General features: G+C 72.1%; 13 protein-coding genes. 11 read left to right on the forward strand and 2 right to left on the reverse strand.

Annotation, left to right across the window (positions count from 1 at the left end):
- Nucleotides 1–2: 2 nt before the first annotated feature.
- Nucleotides 3–545 carry an RDD family protein gene (locus tag QM595_RS01530; protein WP_415169757.1) on the reverse strand — a complete coding sequence of 181 codons (543 nt, stop codon included), beginning with the start codon at nt 543–545 and terminating at the stop codon, nt 3–5.
- 114 nt (nt 546–659) lie between these two features.
- Here QM595_RS01530 and QM595_RS01535 point away from each other — a divergent pair, with 114 nt between their 5' ends.
- The 11 genes from QM595_RS01535 to QM595_RS01585 all read left to right on the forward strand — a co-directional run bounded on the left by QM595_RS01535 (nt 660) and on the right by QM595_RS01585 (nt 14,977).
- Nucleotides 660–1,253 (forward strand): TetR/AcrR family transcriptional regulator, encoded by a 594-nt coding sequence (locus QM595_RS01535; RefSeq protein WP_415169758.1) that lies wholly within the window; start codon nt 660–662, stop codon nt 1,251–1,253.
- 2 nt (nt 1,254–1,255) lie between these two features.
- On the forward strand, nt 1,256–2,038 hold the full coding sequence (locus tag QM595_RS01540; protein ID WP_415169769.1) for a TIGR03084 family metal-binding protein: 783 nt from the start codon (nt 1,256–1,258) through the stop codon (nt 2,036–2,038).
- Entirely contained in the window at nt 2,035–3,774 is a 1,740-nt protein-coding gene (locus QM595_RS01545) for an acyclic terpene utilization AtuA family protein (protein ID WP_415169759.1), read from the forward strand. The genes QM595_RS01540 and QM595_RS01545 overlap by 4 nt, the downstream gene beginning before the upstream one ends.
- Nucleotides 3,775–3,823: 49 nt before the next feature.
- Nucleotides 3,824–4,960: an acyl-CoA dehydrogenase family protein gene (locus tag QM595_RS01550; RefSeq protein WP_415169760.1), complete on the forward strand. Its 1,137-nt coding sequence runs from the start codon at nt 3,824–3,826 to the stop codon at nt 4,958–4,960.
- Entirely contained in the window at nt 4,957–6,525 is a 1,569-nt protein-coding gene (locus QM595_RS01555; protein WP_415169761.1) for an acyl-CoA carboxylase subunit beta, read from the forward strand. Before QM595_RS01550 ends, QM595_RS01555 begins: the two co-directional genes overlap by 4 nt.
- Nucleotides 6,522–8,405, forward strand: a complete 1,884-nt coding sequence (locus QM595_RS01560) for a biotin carboxylase N-terminal domain-containing protein (protein ID WP_415169762.1) — start codon at nt 6,522–6,524, stop codon at nt 8,403–8,405. Before QM595_RS01555 ends, QM595_RS01560 begins: the two co-directional genes overlap by 4 nt.
- Nucleotides 8,402–9,577, forward strand: a complete 1,176-nt coding sequence (locus QM595_RS01565; protein ID WP_415169763.1) for an acyl-CoA dehydrogenase family protein — start codon at nt 8,402–8,404, stop codon at nt 9,575–9,577. The genes QM595_RS01560 and QM595_RS01565 overlap by 4 nt, the downstream gene beginning before the upstream one ends.
- A gap of 28 nt (nt 9,578–9,605) precedes the next feature.
- Nucleotides 9,606–10,532, forward strand: coding sequence for an AEC family transporter (locus QM595_RS01570; protein WP_415169764.1), 927 nt, complete (start codon nt 9,606–9,608; stop codon nt 10,530–10,532).
- A gap of 79 nt (nt 10,533–10,611) precedes the next feature.
- Nucleotides 10,612–11,853 (forward strand): YhjD/YihY/BrkB family envelope integrity protein, encoded by a 1,242-nt coding sequence (locus QM595_RS01575; RefSeq protein ID WP_415169765.1) that lies wholly within the window; start codon nt 10,612–10,614, stop codon nt 11,851–11,853.
- A gap of 84 nt (nt 11,854–11,937) precedes the next feature.
- Complete coding sequence (locus tag QM595_RS01580) at nt 11,938–12,681, forward strand: enoyl-CoA hydratase family protein (RefSeq protein WP_415169766.1); 744 nt, start codon at nt 11,938–11,940, stop codon at nt 12,679–12,681.
- A 133-nt stretch (nt 12,682–12,814) separates the two neighbouring features.
- Complete coding sequence (locus QM595_RS01585; protein WP_415169767.1) at nt 12,815–14,977, forward strand: HelD family protein; 2,163 nt, start codon at nt 12,815–12,817, stop codon at nt 14,975–14,977.
- Here QM595_RS01585 and QM595_RS01590 read toward each other — a convergent pair.
- Nucleotides 14,953–15,367: EamA family transporter (locus QM595_RS01590; protein WP_415169768.1), on the reverse strand; the 415-nt coding region annotated here is incomplete at its 5' end. The genes QM595_RS01585 and QM595_RS01590 overlap by 25 nt on opposite strands.

Here is a 15,367-nt window from a genome sequence, read left to right on the forward strand (position 1 = left end):
GATCAGCGACCGTAGATCTCCTGGTTGCTCGGCACGTGGACCACCGAGCCGATCACCTTGTCGGCGAAGGTCTGCCGCTTCGCGTCCCACAGCGGCCACAGGTAGCCGATGTAGCAGATGCCGTCGAGGATGTGCGCGATCTGCCGCACGAAGCACAGCCCGGCGCCGAGCGGCTGGCCGGTGGTCTCGCGGACCAGCCGCAGCCCGAGGGCGCTCTTGCCGAGGCTGGCGCCGGTCGTGCCCTGCCGGAAGATGATGTTCCAGATCGCGAAGCCGATGTAGAACAACACGCCGAGCCCGGTGACCACGATCCCCGCGGCGCTAGGCCCGCTGTCGACCACGGTGTAGCCCTGGGCGTCGGTGTGGCTCTCGGTGGACGCGGCGATCATCACGGTGCCGATGATGAACGGGATCGCCGCAACCACGGTGACGACCATGTCGACGATCGAGGCGGCGACCCGCGCGATCCAGGAGGCGTAGTTGTAGGAGGCGGGCTGCGGGGAGCCGTAGCTCGGCACGCCGCCGTAGGGGTTGTAGCCGGACATGGCTGAACTCTGCCCGACGGCGTCGGGGTTGAAACCATCCGAACGGACCATTCCGGGGTGCTCGATAAACAATCATTCTTGACTGTTTGTTAGTGACGGTGCCACAGTGGCCGAGTGACCCCCGTCCGCGTCCCGCAGGAGGAGCGCACCCGTGCGATGCGGGCGCGACTGCTGGAGGCGACCGTCGAGCTGTTGGTGGAGCGTGGCTTCGCGGGTACGACGACCACACTCGTCTCCGAGCGGGCCGGGGTGAGCCGGGGTGCCCAGCTGCACCACTTCCCGACCAAGAACGACCTGGTCTTCGCGGCCGTCGAGCACCTGACGCGGATGCGCGGTGAGTTCCTCGCCGAGGCGGTCGCCACGCTGCCGGCCACCGCCAACCGGACCCGGTCGGTGCTCGGTATGCTCGCCGACCACTTCACCTCGCCGGTCTTCACCGCCGCGCTGGAGCTGTGGGTCGCCGCCCGTACCGATCCCGACCTGCTGGCGTTGGTCGAGCCGCTGGAGCAGAGGGTGGGCCGCGAGACCCATCGGCTGACCGTCGAGCTGCTGGGCGCCGACGAGTCCCGGGACGGCGTACGGGAGCTGGTGCAGGCCACCCTCGACCTGGTGCGCGGCCTGGGGCTGGCCTCGACGATCTCGGACGACAGCAAGCGGCGCGAGCACATCCTCGACCGCTGGGCGATGGTGCTGGAGGAGCAGCTGTGACGATGCTGGAGGAACTGCTGGCCGACCTGGCCACCGAGAGCGACGCGCTGCGGGCGGCGGTCGCGCCGCTGGACGACGCCGGCTGGCGCTCGCCGACCCCGGCGCAGGGCTGGGACATCGCGACCCAGATCGGCCACTTGGCCTGGACCGACGAGGCGTCGCTCGCGGCCGCCGCCTGGGCGAAGGGCGATCCGGCTGGCTGGGATGCGCTGGTGGCCGCGGCGCTTGCCGACCCGGCGCACTTCGTCGACGCCAGCGCCGCCGCCGTGGCCGCCGCTCCGCCCGCCGAGCTGCTGGCCCGCTGGGACGCCGGGCGCACCGCCCTCGCCGCCGCGCTGCGGGAGGCGGACGGCAGGCTGCCCTGGTTCGGCCCGCCGATGTCGCCGGCGTCGATGGCGACCGCCCGCTTCATGGAGACCTGGGCGCACGGCCTCGACGTCTACGACGCGCTGGGCATCGAGCCGGAGCGGTCCGACCGGGTCCGCCACGTCTGCCACCTCGGTATCCGCACCAGGGGCTTCGCCTTCGCTGCCCATGGCCTCGAGGCCCCGGCCGAGGAGTTCCGGGTCTCGCTCATCCTGCCCAGCGGCGCGCTGTTCGAGGCCGGCCCGGCCGAGGCCGCCCAGTCGGTGACCGGCAGCGCCTGGGACTTCGCCCGGCTGGTCACCCAACGAGTCCACCGCGACGACACCGACCTGGTCGCGGTGGGAGCCGATGCCGAGCGGTGGCTGACGATCGCACAGGCCTTCGCCGGGCAGCCGGGTGGAGGTCGGTCGCGGGCATGATCCGGATCGGCAACTGCTCGGGCTTCTACGGCGACCGGCTCTCCGCGATGCGGGAGATGCTGGAGGGCGGCCCGCTCGACGTGCTCACCGGTGACTACCTCGCCGAGCTGACCATGCTCATCCTTGGCCGCGACGCGATGAAGGACCCCGCCGCCGGCTACGCCAGGACGTTCGTGCAACAGGCCGAGGACTGCCTGGGGCTGGCTCTCGAAAAGGGCGTCAAGATCGTCAGCAACGCCGGCGGCCTCAACCCCGCCGGGCTGGCCGCGCGACTGGCCGAGATCGCGCCGGAGGCCAAGATCGCCTACGTCGAGGGCGACAAGGTCGAGACTCTGCCCGAGCTTGCCGGCGCGCTCACCGCCAACGCCTATCTCGGCGGCTGGGGCATCGCCCGGGCCCTCGCCGCCGGCGCCGACGTGGTCGTCACCGGCCGGGTCACCGACGCCTCCCTGGTCGTGGGTCCGGCGGCGGCCCACTTCGGCTGGGCGGTCGACGACTGGGACCGGCTCGCCGGCGCGGTCGTCGCCGGGCACGTGATCGAGTGCGGCACCCAGGCCACCGGCGGCAACTTCAGCGGCTTCGCGACCATCGACCGGTCCAAGCCGCTGGGCTTCCCCGTCGCCGAGATCGCTGCCGACGGCTCGTCGGTGATCACCAAGCACCGGGGCACCGGCGGGGCTGTCACCGTCGACACGGTCACCGCGCAGCTGATGTACGAGATCCAGGGCACCGACTATCTCAACCCCGACGTCACCACCGACCTCGCCTCGATCGAGCTCGCCGACGCTGGCGAGGACCGGGTGGGGGTGACCGGAGTGCGCGGCGGCCCGCCACCGGCCACGCTGAAGGTCGCCGTCAACGAGCTTGGGGGTATGCGGAACTCCGCCGAGTTCGTGCTGACCGGGCTCGACATCGAGGAGAAGGCCGACTGGCTGCGGGCGCAGGTCGAGCCGAGCCTGGCCGGCGTCGAGCACGCCTGGTCGTCGTACCGTCTGCCGGAGCCGGACTCAGCCACCGAGGAGGGCGCCAGCGTGCTGCTGCGGCTCACCGCCTGGTCGGCCGACCCCGACGCGGTGGGCAAGAGGTTTACCGAGCCGCTGATCGGGCTGGCGCTGGCGTCGTACCCCGGCTTCCACGTCACCGCCCCGCCCTCCCGGCCCTCCCCCTATGGCGTCTACCGCGCGGAGTACGTCGAGCGCGCCGCTGTCCAGCACCTGGTCGTCCTCCCCGACGGCACCCGCGAGGTCGTCCCCGACCCGACCCCACCCCGTGAGCAGACTCAAACTGACGCCGAAATCCCGGTGACCAGCCGCAAACTGACATCGCCCGCAATGTCAGTTTGCGACCGCTCAGCGCAGTTGGAAGGTCAGTTTGAGCCCGGTCACCGGGATTTGAGTGTCAGTTTGCGCCCGCTCGGCGAGGTGGTGTTTGCCAGGTCCGGAGACAAGGGCGGCGACGCCAACCTGGGGCTGTGGGTGCCGCGGGGCCGGCCGGACGCGGCGGTGGACTGGCTCATCGACTACCTCACCCGCGAGCGGGTCAGGCAGTTGGTCCCCGAGGCGGAGGGCCTGGAGGTGGACATCCACCCGCTGGCCAACTTGCGCGGGGTCAACGTCGTCATCCATGGCCTGCTGGGGGCGGGGGTCGCGGAGGGCCGCAGGTTCGACCCGCAGGCCAAGGCACTGGGCGAGTGGGTCAGAAGTCGTTATGTCGATATTCCGGAGGAGTTGCTGTGAACGAGCCGGTGGCGTCACGGCGGCTACGAGCGAAGCGAGGGCGGCGCCAGTGAGCGACCTGCACGAGCTGGGCGCGGAGTTCACCCGCCGCGAGGTCTTCCCCCATCTGCAGGAGTGGGAGGACGCCGGCGAGGTGCCGCGGGAGCTGCACGCGAAGGCGGCGGGGCAGGGGCTGCTCGGCCTGGGCTTCCCCGAGGAGGTGGGCGGCGAGGGCGGCACCCTGCTCGACGTCGTCGACATGACAGAAGGCATGTTGGCCGAGGGCGCCTCGTCGGGGCTGCTCGCGGCGCTCTTCACCAGCGGCATCGCGCTCCCGCACCTCGCCAGGCACGGCTCACCGGCGCTCATCGACGCCTACGTGAGGCCCACCCTGGCGGGAGAGAGGATCGGCAGCCTGGCCATCACCGAGCCTGGCGGCGGCTCCGACGTCGCCAGGCTGCGGACCGTGGCGACCAGGGACGGCGACCACTACGTCGTCAACGGCGCCAAGACCTTCATCACCTCCGGCGTGCGCGCCGACTTCGTGACGACCGCCGTCCGGACCGGCGGCGACGGCAGCAGGGGCCTCAGCCTGCTGGTGATCGACAAGGACACCCCGGGCTTCACCGTCACCAGGAGCTTGCGGAAGATGGGTTGGCACTGTTCCGACACCGCCGAGCTCGCCTTCGTCGACGCCCGGGTCCCGGTCGATCACCTGGTGGGCGAGGAGAACGCCGGCTTCGGCTATCTCGCCGAGGCGTTCGTGACCGAGCGGATCGCGCTGGCGGTGCAGGCCTACGGCATCGCCGCCCGCAGCCTGGCCCTCACCGCCGCCTACGCCAAGGAGCGCGACACCTTCGGGCAGCCGTTGGCGAGCCGGCAGGTGGTCCGCCACAGGCTGGTCGAGATGCACCGCCAGGTCGAGGTGGCCCGCACCTACGCCCGCGCGGTCAGCCAGCGCTATGTCGACGGCGGCGAGATCGCCACCGCGGCGGCGATCGCCGGCGCCGCGCTCGCCAAGCAGACCGCCGTCGAGTGCGCCACCTATGTCGTCGACCAGGCCGTCCAGCTGCACGGCGGCACCGGCTACCTGCACGGGACCGAGGTGGAGCGGCACTACCGCGACGCCCGCATCCTGCCGATCGGAGGAGGAGCCACCGAGGTGATGACCGACCTGGCCGCGACCCTGTTGGGGTACGCCGGATGAACAGACAGGCCATGCTGGCGAAGCTCGACGACCTCCACGAGGAGCAGGCCAAGGCGGTGGCCGGCGGCGGCGAGAAGTACGTCGCCCGCCACCGGGCCCGGGGCAAGCTCACCGCCCGCGAGCGGATCGAGCTGCTGCTCGACGAGGGCAGCGCCTTCCTGGAGCTGCAGCCGCTGATCGGCTGGGGCAGCGAGTTCGCCGTCGGCGGTTCGCTGGTCACCGGCATCGGCGTGGTCGAGGGCGTGGAGTGCCTGATCGTCGCCAACGACCCGACGGTGAAGGGCGGCGCGCTCAACCCCTACTCGCTGAAGAAGTCCTTCCGCGCCGCCGAGATCGCCGAGCGCAACGGCCTGCCGACGATCAACCTGACCGAGTCCGGCGGCGCCGACCTGCCCACCCAGAAGGACATCTTCATCCCGGGCGGCCAGGGCTTCCGCGACCTCACCCGCGCCTCGGCCCGCAAGCAGCCCACCATCTCGGTGGTCTTCGGCAACGCCACCGCCGGCGGTGCCTACGTCCCGGGCATGAGCGACTACGTGATCATGGTCAAGGAGCAGGCCAAGGTCTTCCTCGCCGGCCCGCCGCTGGTGAGGATGGCGACCGGCGAGGAGGCCGACGACGAGTCGCTCGGCGGCGCCGAGATGCACTCCCGGGTCTCCGGGTCCAGCGACTTCCTGGCCGTCGACGAGCACGACGCGATCCGGCTGGCCCGACGGGTGGTGGCGCGGCTCAACTGGCGCAAGCGCGGCCCGGTCCCCGCCACGACGTACGTCGAGCCCGACCTCGACCCCGAGGGCCTGCTCGACCTGATCCCGACCGACCTGCGCGAGCCGTTCGACCCGCGGCAGGCGATCCTGCGCATCGTCGACGGCGCCGGCCCGGGCAACGAGGTCGCCTTCGACGAGTTCAAGCCGCTCTACGGCCCCTCGCTGTGCACCGGCTGGGCCAGCCTGCACGGCTACCAGATCGGCATCCTCGCCAACGCCCGCGGCGTCCTGATGAGCGAGGAGGCCCAGAAGGCGGCGCAGTTCGTGCAGCTGGCCAACCAGAAGGACACCCCGTTGCTCTTCCTGCACAACACCACCGGCTACATGGTCGGCACCGACTACGAGCAGGGCGGCATCATCAAGCACGGCGCGATGATGATCAACGCCGTCTCCAACTCGAAGGTGCCGCACCTGACCGTGATCATGGGGGCGTCGTACGGCGCCGGCAACTACGGCATGAACGGCCGCGCCTACGACCCCCGGTTCCTGTTCACCTGGCCCTCGGCCAAGTCCGCGGTGATGGGGCCGCAGCAGCTCGCCGGCGTGATGGAGATCGTCGCGCGTCAGTCGGCGGAGTCGAAGGGGCAGCCCTTCGACGCGGCGGGCTTCGCGCCGATGAAGGAGCTGGTCGAGTCGATGATCGAGGAGCAGTCGCTGCCCTTCTTCCTCTCCGGCCTGGGGTACGACGACGGCGTGATCGACCCCCGCGACACCCGCACCGTGCTGGGCATCTGTCTCTCCGCCATCGCCACCGGGCCGATCGAGGGCGCCATGAACTTCGGGGTGTTCCGGGCATGAGGCGCCTGCTGGTCGCCAACCGCGCCGAGATCGCCTCGCGGGTCTTCCGGACCTGCCGCCGGCTCGGCATCGCCACGGTCGCGGTGCACTCCACCGCCGACGCCGACCTGCCGTTCGTGCGCGAGGCCGATCTCGCCGTACACCTCCCCGGCAACAGCCCGGCCGAGACCTATCTGCGCGGCGACCTGATCATCGCCGCCGCGCGCCGGGCGGGCGCCGACGCCATCCACCCCGGCTACGGCTTCCTCTCCGAGAGCGCCGACTTCGCTCGCGCTGTCCTCGACGCCGGGCTGACCTGGGTGGGCCCGACGCCGGAGTCCATCGAGCAGATGGGCGCCAAGGTCGGCGCGAAGGCCATCATGAAGGCCGCCGGCGTGCCGGTGTTGGAGGCGGCCGCGGCGCCGACCGAGGCCGACCTGCCGCTGCTGGTGAAGGCCTCCGCCGGTGGTGGCGGCCGGGGTATGCGGGTCGTCCGCGCGCTGGCCGACCTCGACGCGGAGATCGCCGCTGCCGCCGCCGAGGCGGAGAGCGCCTTCGGCGACGGCACCGTCTTCGTCGAGCCGTACGTCGAGCGCGGCCGCCACGTCGAGGTGCAGGTGGTGGGCACCACGGTCTACGGCGACCGCGACTGCTCGATCCAGCGGCGTCACCAGAAGGTGGTCGAGGAGGCGCCCGCTCCGGGGCTGCCCGACGACGTCCGCGCGGCCCTGCACGAGGCGGCGGCCAGGGCCGCCGAGGTGATCGACTACCGCGGCGCCGGCACGGTGGAGTTCCTCTACGACGAGGCCACCGGGCGGTTCTGGTTCCTGGAGATGAACACCCGGCTGCAGGTCGAGCACCCGGTCACGGAGGAGGTCTTCGGAGTCGACCTGGTCGAGCTCCAGCTCCGGGCGGCCACCGCCGACGGGCTCGTCGGCTGGACCGGCGAGCCCGACGGCCATGCCGTCGAGGTCCGGCTCTACGCCGAGGACCCGGCCGCCGGCTACGCCCCGCAGTCGGGCCGGCTCACCAGGCTCGAGCTGGGCGATTTCCCGGGCCGAGGGGAGGTCCGGGTCGAGGCGGGCTACCAGGCGGGCAGCGAGATCAGCACGTTCTACGACGCCATGATCGCCAAGGTGATCGCCTGGGCGCCGACCCGGCGGGAGGCCGCCGGCAAGCTGGCCGACGCGCTGCGGCGTGCCCGCATCCACGGGGTGCGGACCAACCGCGACCAGCTCGTCCAGATCCTGGAGTCCGAGGACTTCCTGGCCGAGCGGGTCTCCACCGCCTTCCTCGTCGAGCACCCGCCGACCGAGCCGGCGGGCGACCCGCACGCCGCCGTCGCCGCGGCGCTGGCGCTGGCAGAGAGCGGCCGAGCCAGGAGAGCGGTGCAGCAGCGGATCCCGGTGGGCTGGCGCAATGTCGTCAGCCAGCCGCAGCGCACCGAGTTCACCGACGGCAGCGTGGTCGAGTGGTACGGCGGCCGCGACGGCTATCGCGTCGACGGGCTCACCGTGGTGGCGGTAAGCCCCGAGCGGGTGGTTCTCGAGGTCGATGGCCTCAGGACGTCCTACGAGGTGGCGGTCGGAGCGACCCGACCGGATGACGTCGACGTGGACTCGGTGCACGGCCACACCGCACTGGTGCGGCGACCGCGGTTCACCGACCCCGCCACCCAGGTGAGCCCCGGCAGCCTGGTCGCGCCGATGCCCGGCACCGTGGTGAGGCTGCTCGCCGAGCTCGGCCAGCAGGTGGCCGCCGGGGACGGCGTACTCGTCCTCGAGGCGATGAAGATGCAGCACACCGTCGTCGCGCCCGCCGCGGGCGCCGTCGAGTTCACCGTCGAGGCCGGGGCGCAGGTCGCCGCCGGCGCGGTGCTTGCCCACGTGGAGGAAGCATGATGTTCACCGAGCCGGAGGAGCGCGTCGCGCTGCGCGAGTCGGTCGCCCGGCTGGCCGGCAAGTACGGCCACGACTACATCGCCGAGCAGGCCGCGAGCGGCGGCAAGACCACCGAGCTGTGGCTGGAGATGGGCCGAGGCGGCTTCCTCGGCGTCAATATCGCCGAGGAGTACGGCGGCGGGGGCGGGGGCATGGCCGACCTGGCCGCCGTACTGGAGGAGGCCGCCGCGCAGGGCGCCCCGCTGCTGATGATGGTCGTCAGCCCGGCCATCTGCGGCAGCATCATCAGCCGCTGCGGCACCGAGGAGCAGAAGCGGCGGTGGCTGCCCGGCATCGCCGACGGCACCCTGCTGATGGCCTTCGGCATCACCGAGGCCGACGCCGGCTCCAACTCCCACCAGATCACCACCACGGCACAGCGCACATCGGGAGGGAGAGACGGCGACCACTGGGTGCTCCGCGGCCAGAAGCAGTTCATCTCCGGCGTCGACGAGGCCTCTCACGTCCTGATCGTCAGCCGCACCGAGGACACCAAGACCGGCAAGCTCAAGCCCGCCCTCTTCGTGGTCCCCACCGACGCCGACGGGTTCGACAAGCAGGTCATCCCGATGGCCTGGCAGGCGCCGGAGAAGCAGTTCACGCTCTTCCTCGACGACGTCCGGGTCCCGGCCGACGCCCGGGTCGGCGACGAGGATGGCGGCCTCTGGCAGCTCTTCGCCGGCCTCAACCCCGAGCGGATCATGGGTGCCGCGCTCTCCTGCGGCATGGCCCGCTATGCGCTGGCCAAGGCGGTCGACTACGCCAAGACCCGCGCCGTCTGGAAGGACCAGCCGATCGGCGCCCACCAGGGCATCGCGCACCCGCTGGCCAAGGTCAAGATCGAGCTCGAGCAGGCCCGGCTGCTGTGGCAGAAGGCGGCGGCGCTCTACGACGCCGGCGACGACTTCGCGGCGGGCGAGTACGCCAACATGGCGAAGTACGCCGGCGGCGAGATCGCCTGCAACGCCACCGACGCCGCGGTGCACACCCACGGCGGCAACGGCCTCACCGTGGAGTACGGCCTGGCCAACCAGCTGGTCGCCGCGAGACTGGGCCGGATCGCGCCGGTCAGCCGGGAGATGATCCTCAACTTCGTCGCGATGCACTCCCTGGGGCTGCCCAAGTCCTACTGAGCAACGGGGTCGTCTAGGGTCGTGGCCCGTGGGAGGGATCTTCGCCGGCTTCGCGACGATCTCGATCCTTATCGGCGTGGGCATCCTGCTCGCCCATGTCGGCCTGGTCGACGCCGGCGGCCAGCGCACCCTCGCGGTGATCACCTTCTACGTCGCCAGCCCGGCGCTGCTGGTCACCATGCTGTCGGGCAGCAATGTGCACGAGCTGTTCTCCCGCAACCTGATCGCGACCGGCGGCGCGGTGGTCGTCTCGGGCGCGCTGGCCGCCCTGGCCGCGCGGGCGCGGCGACTCGCCCTGGGCGAGGCGGTCATCAGTGTCTACGCCGCCAGCTATGTCAACGCGGCCAACCTCGGCATCCCCATCGCCGTCTACGTGCTCGGCGACGCCTCCCTGGTGGTGCCCACCCTGCTGCTGCAGCTGGTCGTGCTGCAGCCGGTCGGGCTGACCCTGCTCGACGCCGCGGTGGCCCACGAGCGGCTCACGGTCAGGGCGGCGCTCTCGCGGCCGGTCCGCAACCCGATGACGATCGGCTCCGTACTCGGCCTGGTGATGGCACTGACCGGCTTCGAGCTGCCGACCGTCGTCGCCGACCCGCTGGCGCTGCTCGGCGGGATGGCGGTCCCCGGCATGTTGCTCGCCTACGGCATCTCGCTGCGGCTCGGCCCGCTGCCCGGCCGGGGCGCGCCGGCCGCCCAGCTCGGCACCGCCGTCGGGCTCAAGATGGTGCTCCAGCCCCTCGCCGCCTATCTCATCGGGCGCTACCTGCTCGGCATGACGGGGGACCCGCTGCTGGCGGTGACGGTGCTCTCCGCGCTGCCGACCGCGCAGAACATCTTCGTGACGGCGGTCCGCTACGACCGCGGCGTGCTGCTGGCCCGCGACGCGGTCTTCGTCAGCACGATCCTGGCGCTGCCGGTGGTGCTGGTGATCAGCGCGCTCCTCGCGCGACACTAGGAGGCGGGTAGGTCGGCCAGCCGAGCCGTCCGACCGCCGGGCGTCACTTACGCGTCCGCCGGAGCCGATCACCGCCTTCATGGGGAAGGAGTACCAATCAGATCCCATCATCCACGTCGACCTCGACTCCTTCTTCGCCTCGGTCGAGCAGCGCGACGACGCCGAGGACGGCGACGCTCCCCGATCCACCGCCACGAGCCGGATAGCCTTGCGCCCCGTGGGGGTCGTCAGTGCGCTCGACCGGGGCCAGCGCCGGTTCCCGCCGGCGGGGTTCCCGCTCGCCGTCGTCTACAAGTTCTTCGACGACCAGGGCAACTACCTCGCCGCGATCATGACTTACTACGCCTTCGTGGCGATCTTCCCGCTGATGCTGCTGGGCTCCTCGATCCTCGGCTTCTTCCTGGAGGGCCGCGAGGAGTTGCAGGAGCAGCTGCTCGACTCGGCGCTGAGCCAGTTCCCGATCATCGGCGAGCAGCTTGCCCAGGAGGGTGGGCTCCGGGGCTCCACGGGCGGTGTGGTCATCGGGTCGCTGGTCGCGCTCTATGGCGCGATGGGGCTGGGCCAGGCCATCCAGAACACCCTCAACACCGCCTGGTCGGTGCCGCGCAACAGCCGCCCCAATCCGTTCCTGCTGCGGTTCCGCAGCCTGGTGCTGCTCGCCACCGCCGGCGTCGCGGTGCTCGCGGTCTCGATCGTCTCGACGCTCGGCGCGAACACCCAGGTCTTCGGGCACGGCATCCACGACGGCCTGCGCTGGGTCATCGTGGCGGTCACGGTCCTCATCGTCGGCGCGATGTTCACCGTACTGCTGCGCTTCGGCACCACCCGCGACCACCCGCTGCGCAGCGCGGCCCCCGGCGCCTTCGTGCTGGCGGTCCTGTGGCAGGTCCTGCAGTACGGCGGCGCGGTCTATGTCACGCGCGTCATCAACGGTGCCGACAGCCTGATGAACCAGACCTTCGCCACCGTCCTCGGCCTGATCGCGTTCATCTACCTCGCCGCGGTGATGGGCGTGCTGAGCATGGAGGTCAACGTGGTGCTGGCGCGGCACCTCTGGCCGCGTGCGCTGCTGACCCCGTTCACCGACGCGGTCGACCTCACCGACGCCGACCGCCGGGCCTATGCGTCGTACGCGCTGATGAACCGCCACAAGGGCTTCCAGACCGTCGCCGTCACCTTCGACGGCCGCGACGGCGACACCCACGAGATCGTCATGGACCCCTCCTGGGCACGTAAGACGAAGCGGCCCAGGAAGCAGGTGCCGCCGGAGCCGCCGAACCCCCACGAGCCGCCGTCGCAGGAGTACGACGGCCGCTTCTGACTCGCCGCAACGTCATGCGGAGGGAGCAACCGTCGGCTCCATCCGCATGACGTCTGAAACACCTCCTGAGGCAGGATGAGCGTTATGACCGAGCTGGTGCACTACGACGTCGTCGATGGGGTCGCCACGATCACGCTCGACTCGCCCCACAACCGCAACGCGCTCTCACAGCAGCTCACCACCGAACTGCTGGCCGCCCTGGAGCGCGCCGCGGCCGACGACGCTGCGAGGATCGTGTTGCTGCAGGCGGCCGGCACGGTGTTCTGCTCCGGCGCCGACCTGTCCGAGGCCGCGACCGTGCCGATGGACCAGGGCGCCCGGGTGATCGTGGCGCTGCAGCGGGCGATCGTCGCGCACCCGAAGCCGGTGGTGACCCGGCTGGCCGGCGCGGTCCGGGCGGGCGGCATCGGTCTGGTCGCCGCCAGCGACATCGTGGTCGCCGCCGAGGACGCCAGCTTCGCGCTGACCGAGGTGCGGCTCGGCCTCGCCCCGGCGGCCATCTCGCTGACCGTGTTGCCGCGACTCACCAGCCGAGCCGCGGCCTCCACCTTCCTCACCGGCCGGGTCTTCACCGGCGACGAGGCCCGCGACCTCGGCCTGGTGACCACCGCCGTCCCCGCCGACCGGCTGGACACCGAGGTCGAGGCGGTGGTGGCGCAGCTGCTCCTGGGCGTGCCGCAGGGGTTGCGCGAGACCAAGGCGCTGATGAACGCGGCGCTGCTCGACCGGATCGACGCCCACGGCGAGGAGATGGCCACCCTGAGTGCCCGGCTCTTCGGCAGCGACCAGGCCCGCGAGGCGATGCTCGCCTTCCTCGCCAAGAGGTAGGCGACCTGCTCGCCGACCGACCTCGTCCCGCGAGGTGACCGAGACGACATACCTCGGCGTCACGTGAGCGGGGTAGGCTTGTCGACTCGCCGCGTCGGCGGCAAGGACACCGGCACCACCCAGGGGACAGGCGTTGAGCGAGGATCTGGCAACAGCGGAGATCGCGCGCGAGCAGGAGTTCGTGGACCGCGTCTACGTGCAGCTCGAGGCGTCGGCCACGTCGGCCCGACAGCTCGCCCGCGAGGGCCATGCGCGAGGCGGGCTCGGCCACGAGGGCGGCCTCGTCGAGCGTGACGCGATGGTCTTCCAGGCCGCCAAGCGGATCGCCCAGCTCGACGCCGCCCACGAGGGCCTCGTCTTCGGCCGGCTCGACCTGCGTCCTGACGTCGACGACGAGCCGCGCTATATCGGCCGCATCGGGCTGCGCGACGCCAACCGCGACTCGCTGCTGATCGACTGGCGCGCCCCCGCCGCGGCGGTGTTCTACCAGGCGACCGCGGCCGAGCCCCAGAACGTCGTACGACGACGGGTGCTGCGGTCCCGCGGCAGGGCGGTCCTCGGCGTCGAGGACGAGCTGCTCGACGACAGCGTCGAGACCGACCTGCCCATCGTCGGCGAGGGCGCCCTGATGGCCCAGCTCAGCCGCGCCCGCGACCGGCGGATGCACTCCATCGTCGCCACCATCCAGGCCGAGCAGGACAAGGCGATCCGCGCCCCCGGCAAGGGCGTGGTGGCGATCTCCGGCGGCCCCGGCGTCGGCAAGACCGTGGTGGCGCTGCACCGCGCCGCCTACCTGCTCTACACCGACCGCCGTCGCTACGAGACCGGTGGCGTGCTGGTGGTCGGCCCCTCCGGCGTCTTCATGAGCTATATCGCCCGGGTGCTGCCCAGCCTCGGCGAGACCGCAGTCGCGCTGCGCTCCCTCGGCGAGGTCGTCGACGGCGTCCGGGCGGCCCGCCACGACGACCCGGCGGTCGCCGCCGTCAAGGGCTCGGCGCGGATGGCGGAGCTGCTGCGCCGTACCGCCCGGCAGCAGGCGCCCGGTTCCCCGAGCGAGTTCCGCGTCTTCTACCGCGACGACGTGTTGTTCCTCGACCGTGGCCGGCTCGGTCAGCTGCGCCGCCAGCTGATGGGCCAGGGCCGCCGCAACCGGCAGCTGCCCCGGGTCGCCCAGACGCTGCTCGACGCGCTGTGGCGGCAGGTTCGCGGCGAGCGGGGTCGGGAGCGCGGTCGCGAGGCGTTCGATGACGAGCTGCTCGGCGACGACCGGTTCCTCGACTTCGCCGCGGCCTGGTGGCCGCCGCTCGACGCGCGGACGGTGCTCGGCTGGCTGCGCGACCCGGAGTTCCTGGCCCGGGTCGCCGAGGGCGTGCTCAGCGCCGAGGACCAGCGGCTGCTCGCCAAGTCCTGGAGCGAGGAGCTGACCGTCGAGGACGTGCCGCTGCTCGACGAGCTGCGCTACGCGCTCGGCGACGTCCCCGAGACGCCGGCCGACGAGCGCGACGTCGACCCCGAACTCGGCATCAACGTCGCCGAGCTGCTCACCGCCGCCGACCGCGAGTTCGCCGCCGGCCCCGGCTGGCGGCCGCCCACCCACCGCATCGAGGACGACGGCTACGCCCATGTGCTTGTCGACGAGGCGCAGGACCTCACCCCGATGCAATGGCGGATGGTCGGCCGTCGGGGACGTACGGCGTCGTGGACCATCGTCGGCGACCCGGCCCAGTCCTCGTGGCCGGTGCCGGCCGAGGCCGCCGAGGCCCGTGCCGAGGCGCTGGCCGGCAAGCCCGTCCACGAGTTCCACCTCGCCACCAACTACCGCAACAGCGCGGAGATCTACGAGTTCGCCGCCGACTACGCCCAGCGGGTCGGCCTCGACGCCGACCTCCCCACGGCGGTCCGCTCGACCGGCATCCCCCCGGTGGTGCTGACCGACGTCGCCGATCTCGAGGCGGCCACCCGGGCCGAGGTGGTCAGGCTCGCCGGCGAGGTCGCCGGCACCGTCGGCGTCGTCGTACCCGTCGCCCGCCGCGCCGAGGTCAACTCCTGGCTCGCCGCCTGGCCGGAGCTGGCTGCCGACGCGCCCTCCGCGCGCGCCGCCGCCGGCGACGCGTCCACCACCCCCTCCGGGGAGGACCGGGTCGTGGTGCTCACCGGCCTCGACACCAAGGGCCTGGAGTTCGACGCGATCGTGGTGGTGCGGCCGCAGGAGATCGAGGACGAGTCGGCCACCGGCCGGGCCACCCTCTACGTCGTCCTCACCCGCGCCACTCAGCTGCTGACCACCATCTCCTGACCCGTCCGCGCCAGCCCGGCGACGGCGGCCAGGACCAGCAGCGTGCCGACGACGCCGGCCGCCGAGAGGTGCTCGCCGAGCACCAGCCAGGCCAGCAGCGCGGCGGTGACCGGCTCCAGCAGCGACGCGACCGTCGCGGTGCTGGCGGGCACCGTCCGCAGGCCGGCGTAGAGGGCGAGATAGGCGAGCGCCATGGTGCCGACGCCGAGGTAGAGCACCCAGCCGGCGACGGCGGCGGTAGCGGGCAGCAGCGGGCCGCCGGTCAGCAGCAGCGGCGCGAGCATGATCGCCCCGACGGCGGTCGAGCCGGCGGCGAGCGTCGTCGGCCGGGCGCCGAAGATGAAGGCGGCGCCGGCGCGGCCGATCGGATCGGTCGAGCGCGGGCTCGTC

Origin of the sequence: Nocardioides sp., from assembly GCF_047607185.1 — a bacterium.
Classification (GTDB): domain Bacteria; phylum Actinomycetota; class Actinomycetes; order Propionibacteriales; family Nocardioidaceae; genus Nocardioides.

Coding starts and splice junctions, on each gene's coding strand:
- QM595_RS01530 (WP_415169757.1), bottom strand. CDS start 545: ATGTCCGGCTACAACCCCTACGGCGGCGTGCCGAGCTACGGCTCCCCG.
- QM595_RS01540 (WP_415169769.1), top strand. CDS start 1,256: ATGCTGGAGGAACTGCTGGCCGACCTGGCCACCGAGAGCGACGCGCTG.
- QM595_RS01545 (WP_415169759.1), top strand. CDS start 2,035: ATGATCCGGATCGGCAACTGCTCGGGCTTCTACGGCGACCGGCTCTCC.
- QM595_RS01555 (WP_415169761.1), top strand. CDS start 4,957: ATGAACAGACAGGCCATGCTGGCGAAGCTCGACGACCTCCACGAGGAG.
- QM595_RS01560 (WP_415169762.1), top strand. CDS start 6,522: ATGAGGCGCCTGCTGGTCGCCAACCGCGCCGAGATCGCCTCGCGGGTC.
- QM595_RS01565 (WP_415169763.1), top strand. CDS start 8,402: ATGATGTTCACCGAGCCGGAGGAGCGCGTCGCGCTGCGCGAGTCGGTC.
- QM595_RS01575 (WP_415169765.1), top strand. CDS start 10,612: ATGGGGAAGGAGTACCAATCAGATCCCATCATCCACGTCGACCTCGAC.
- QM595_RS01580 (WP_415169766.1), top strand. CDS start 11,938: ATGACCGAGCTGGTGCACTACGACGTCGTCGATGGGGTCGCCACGATC.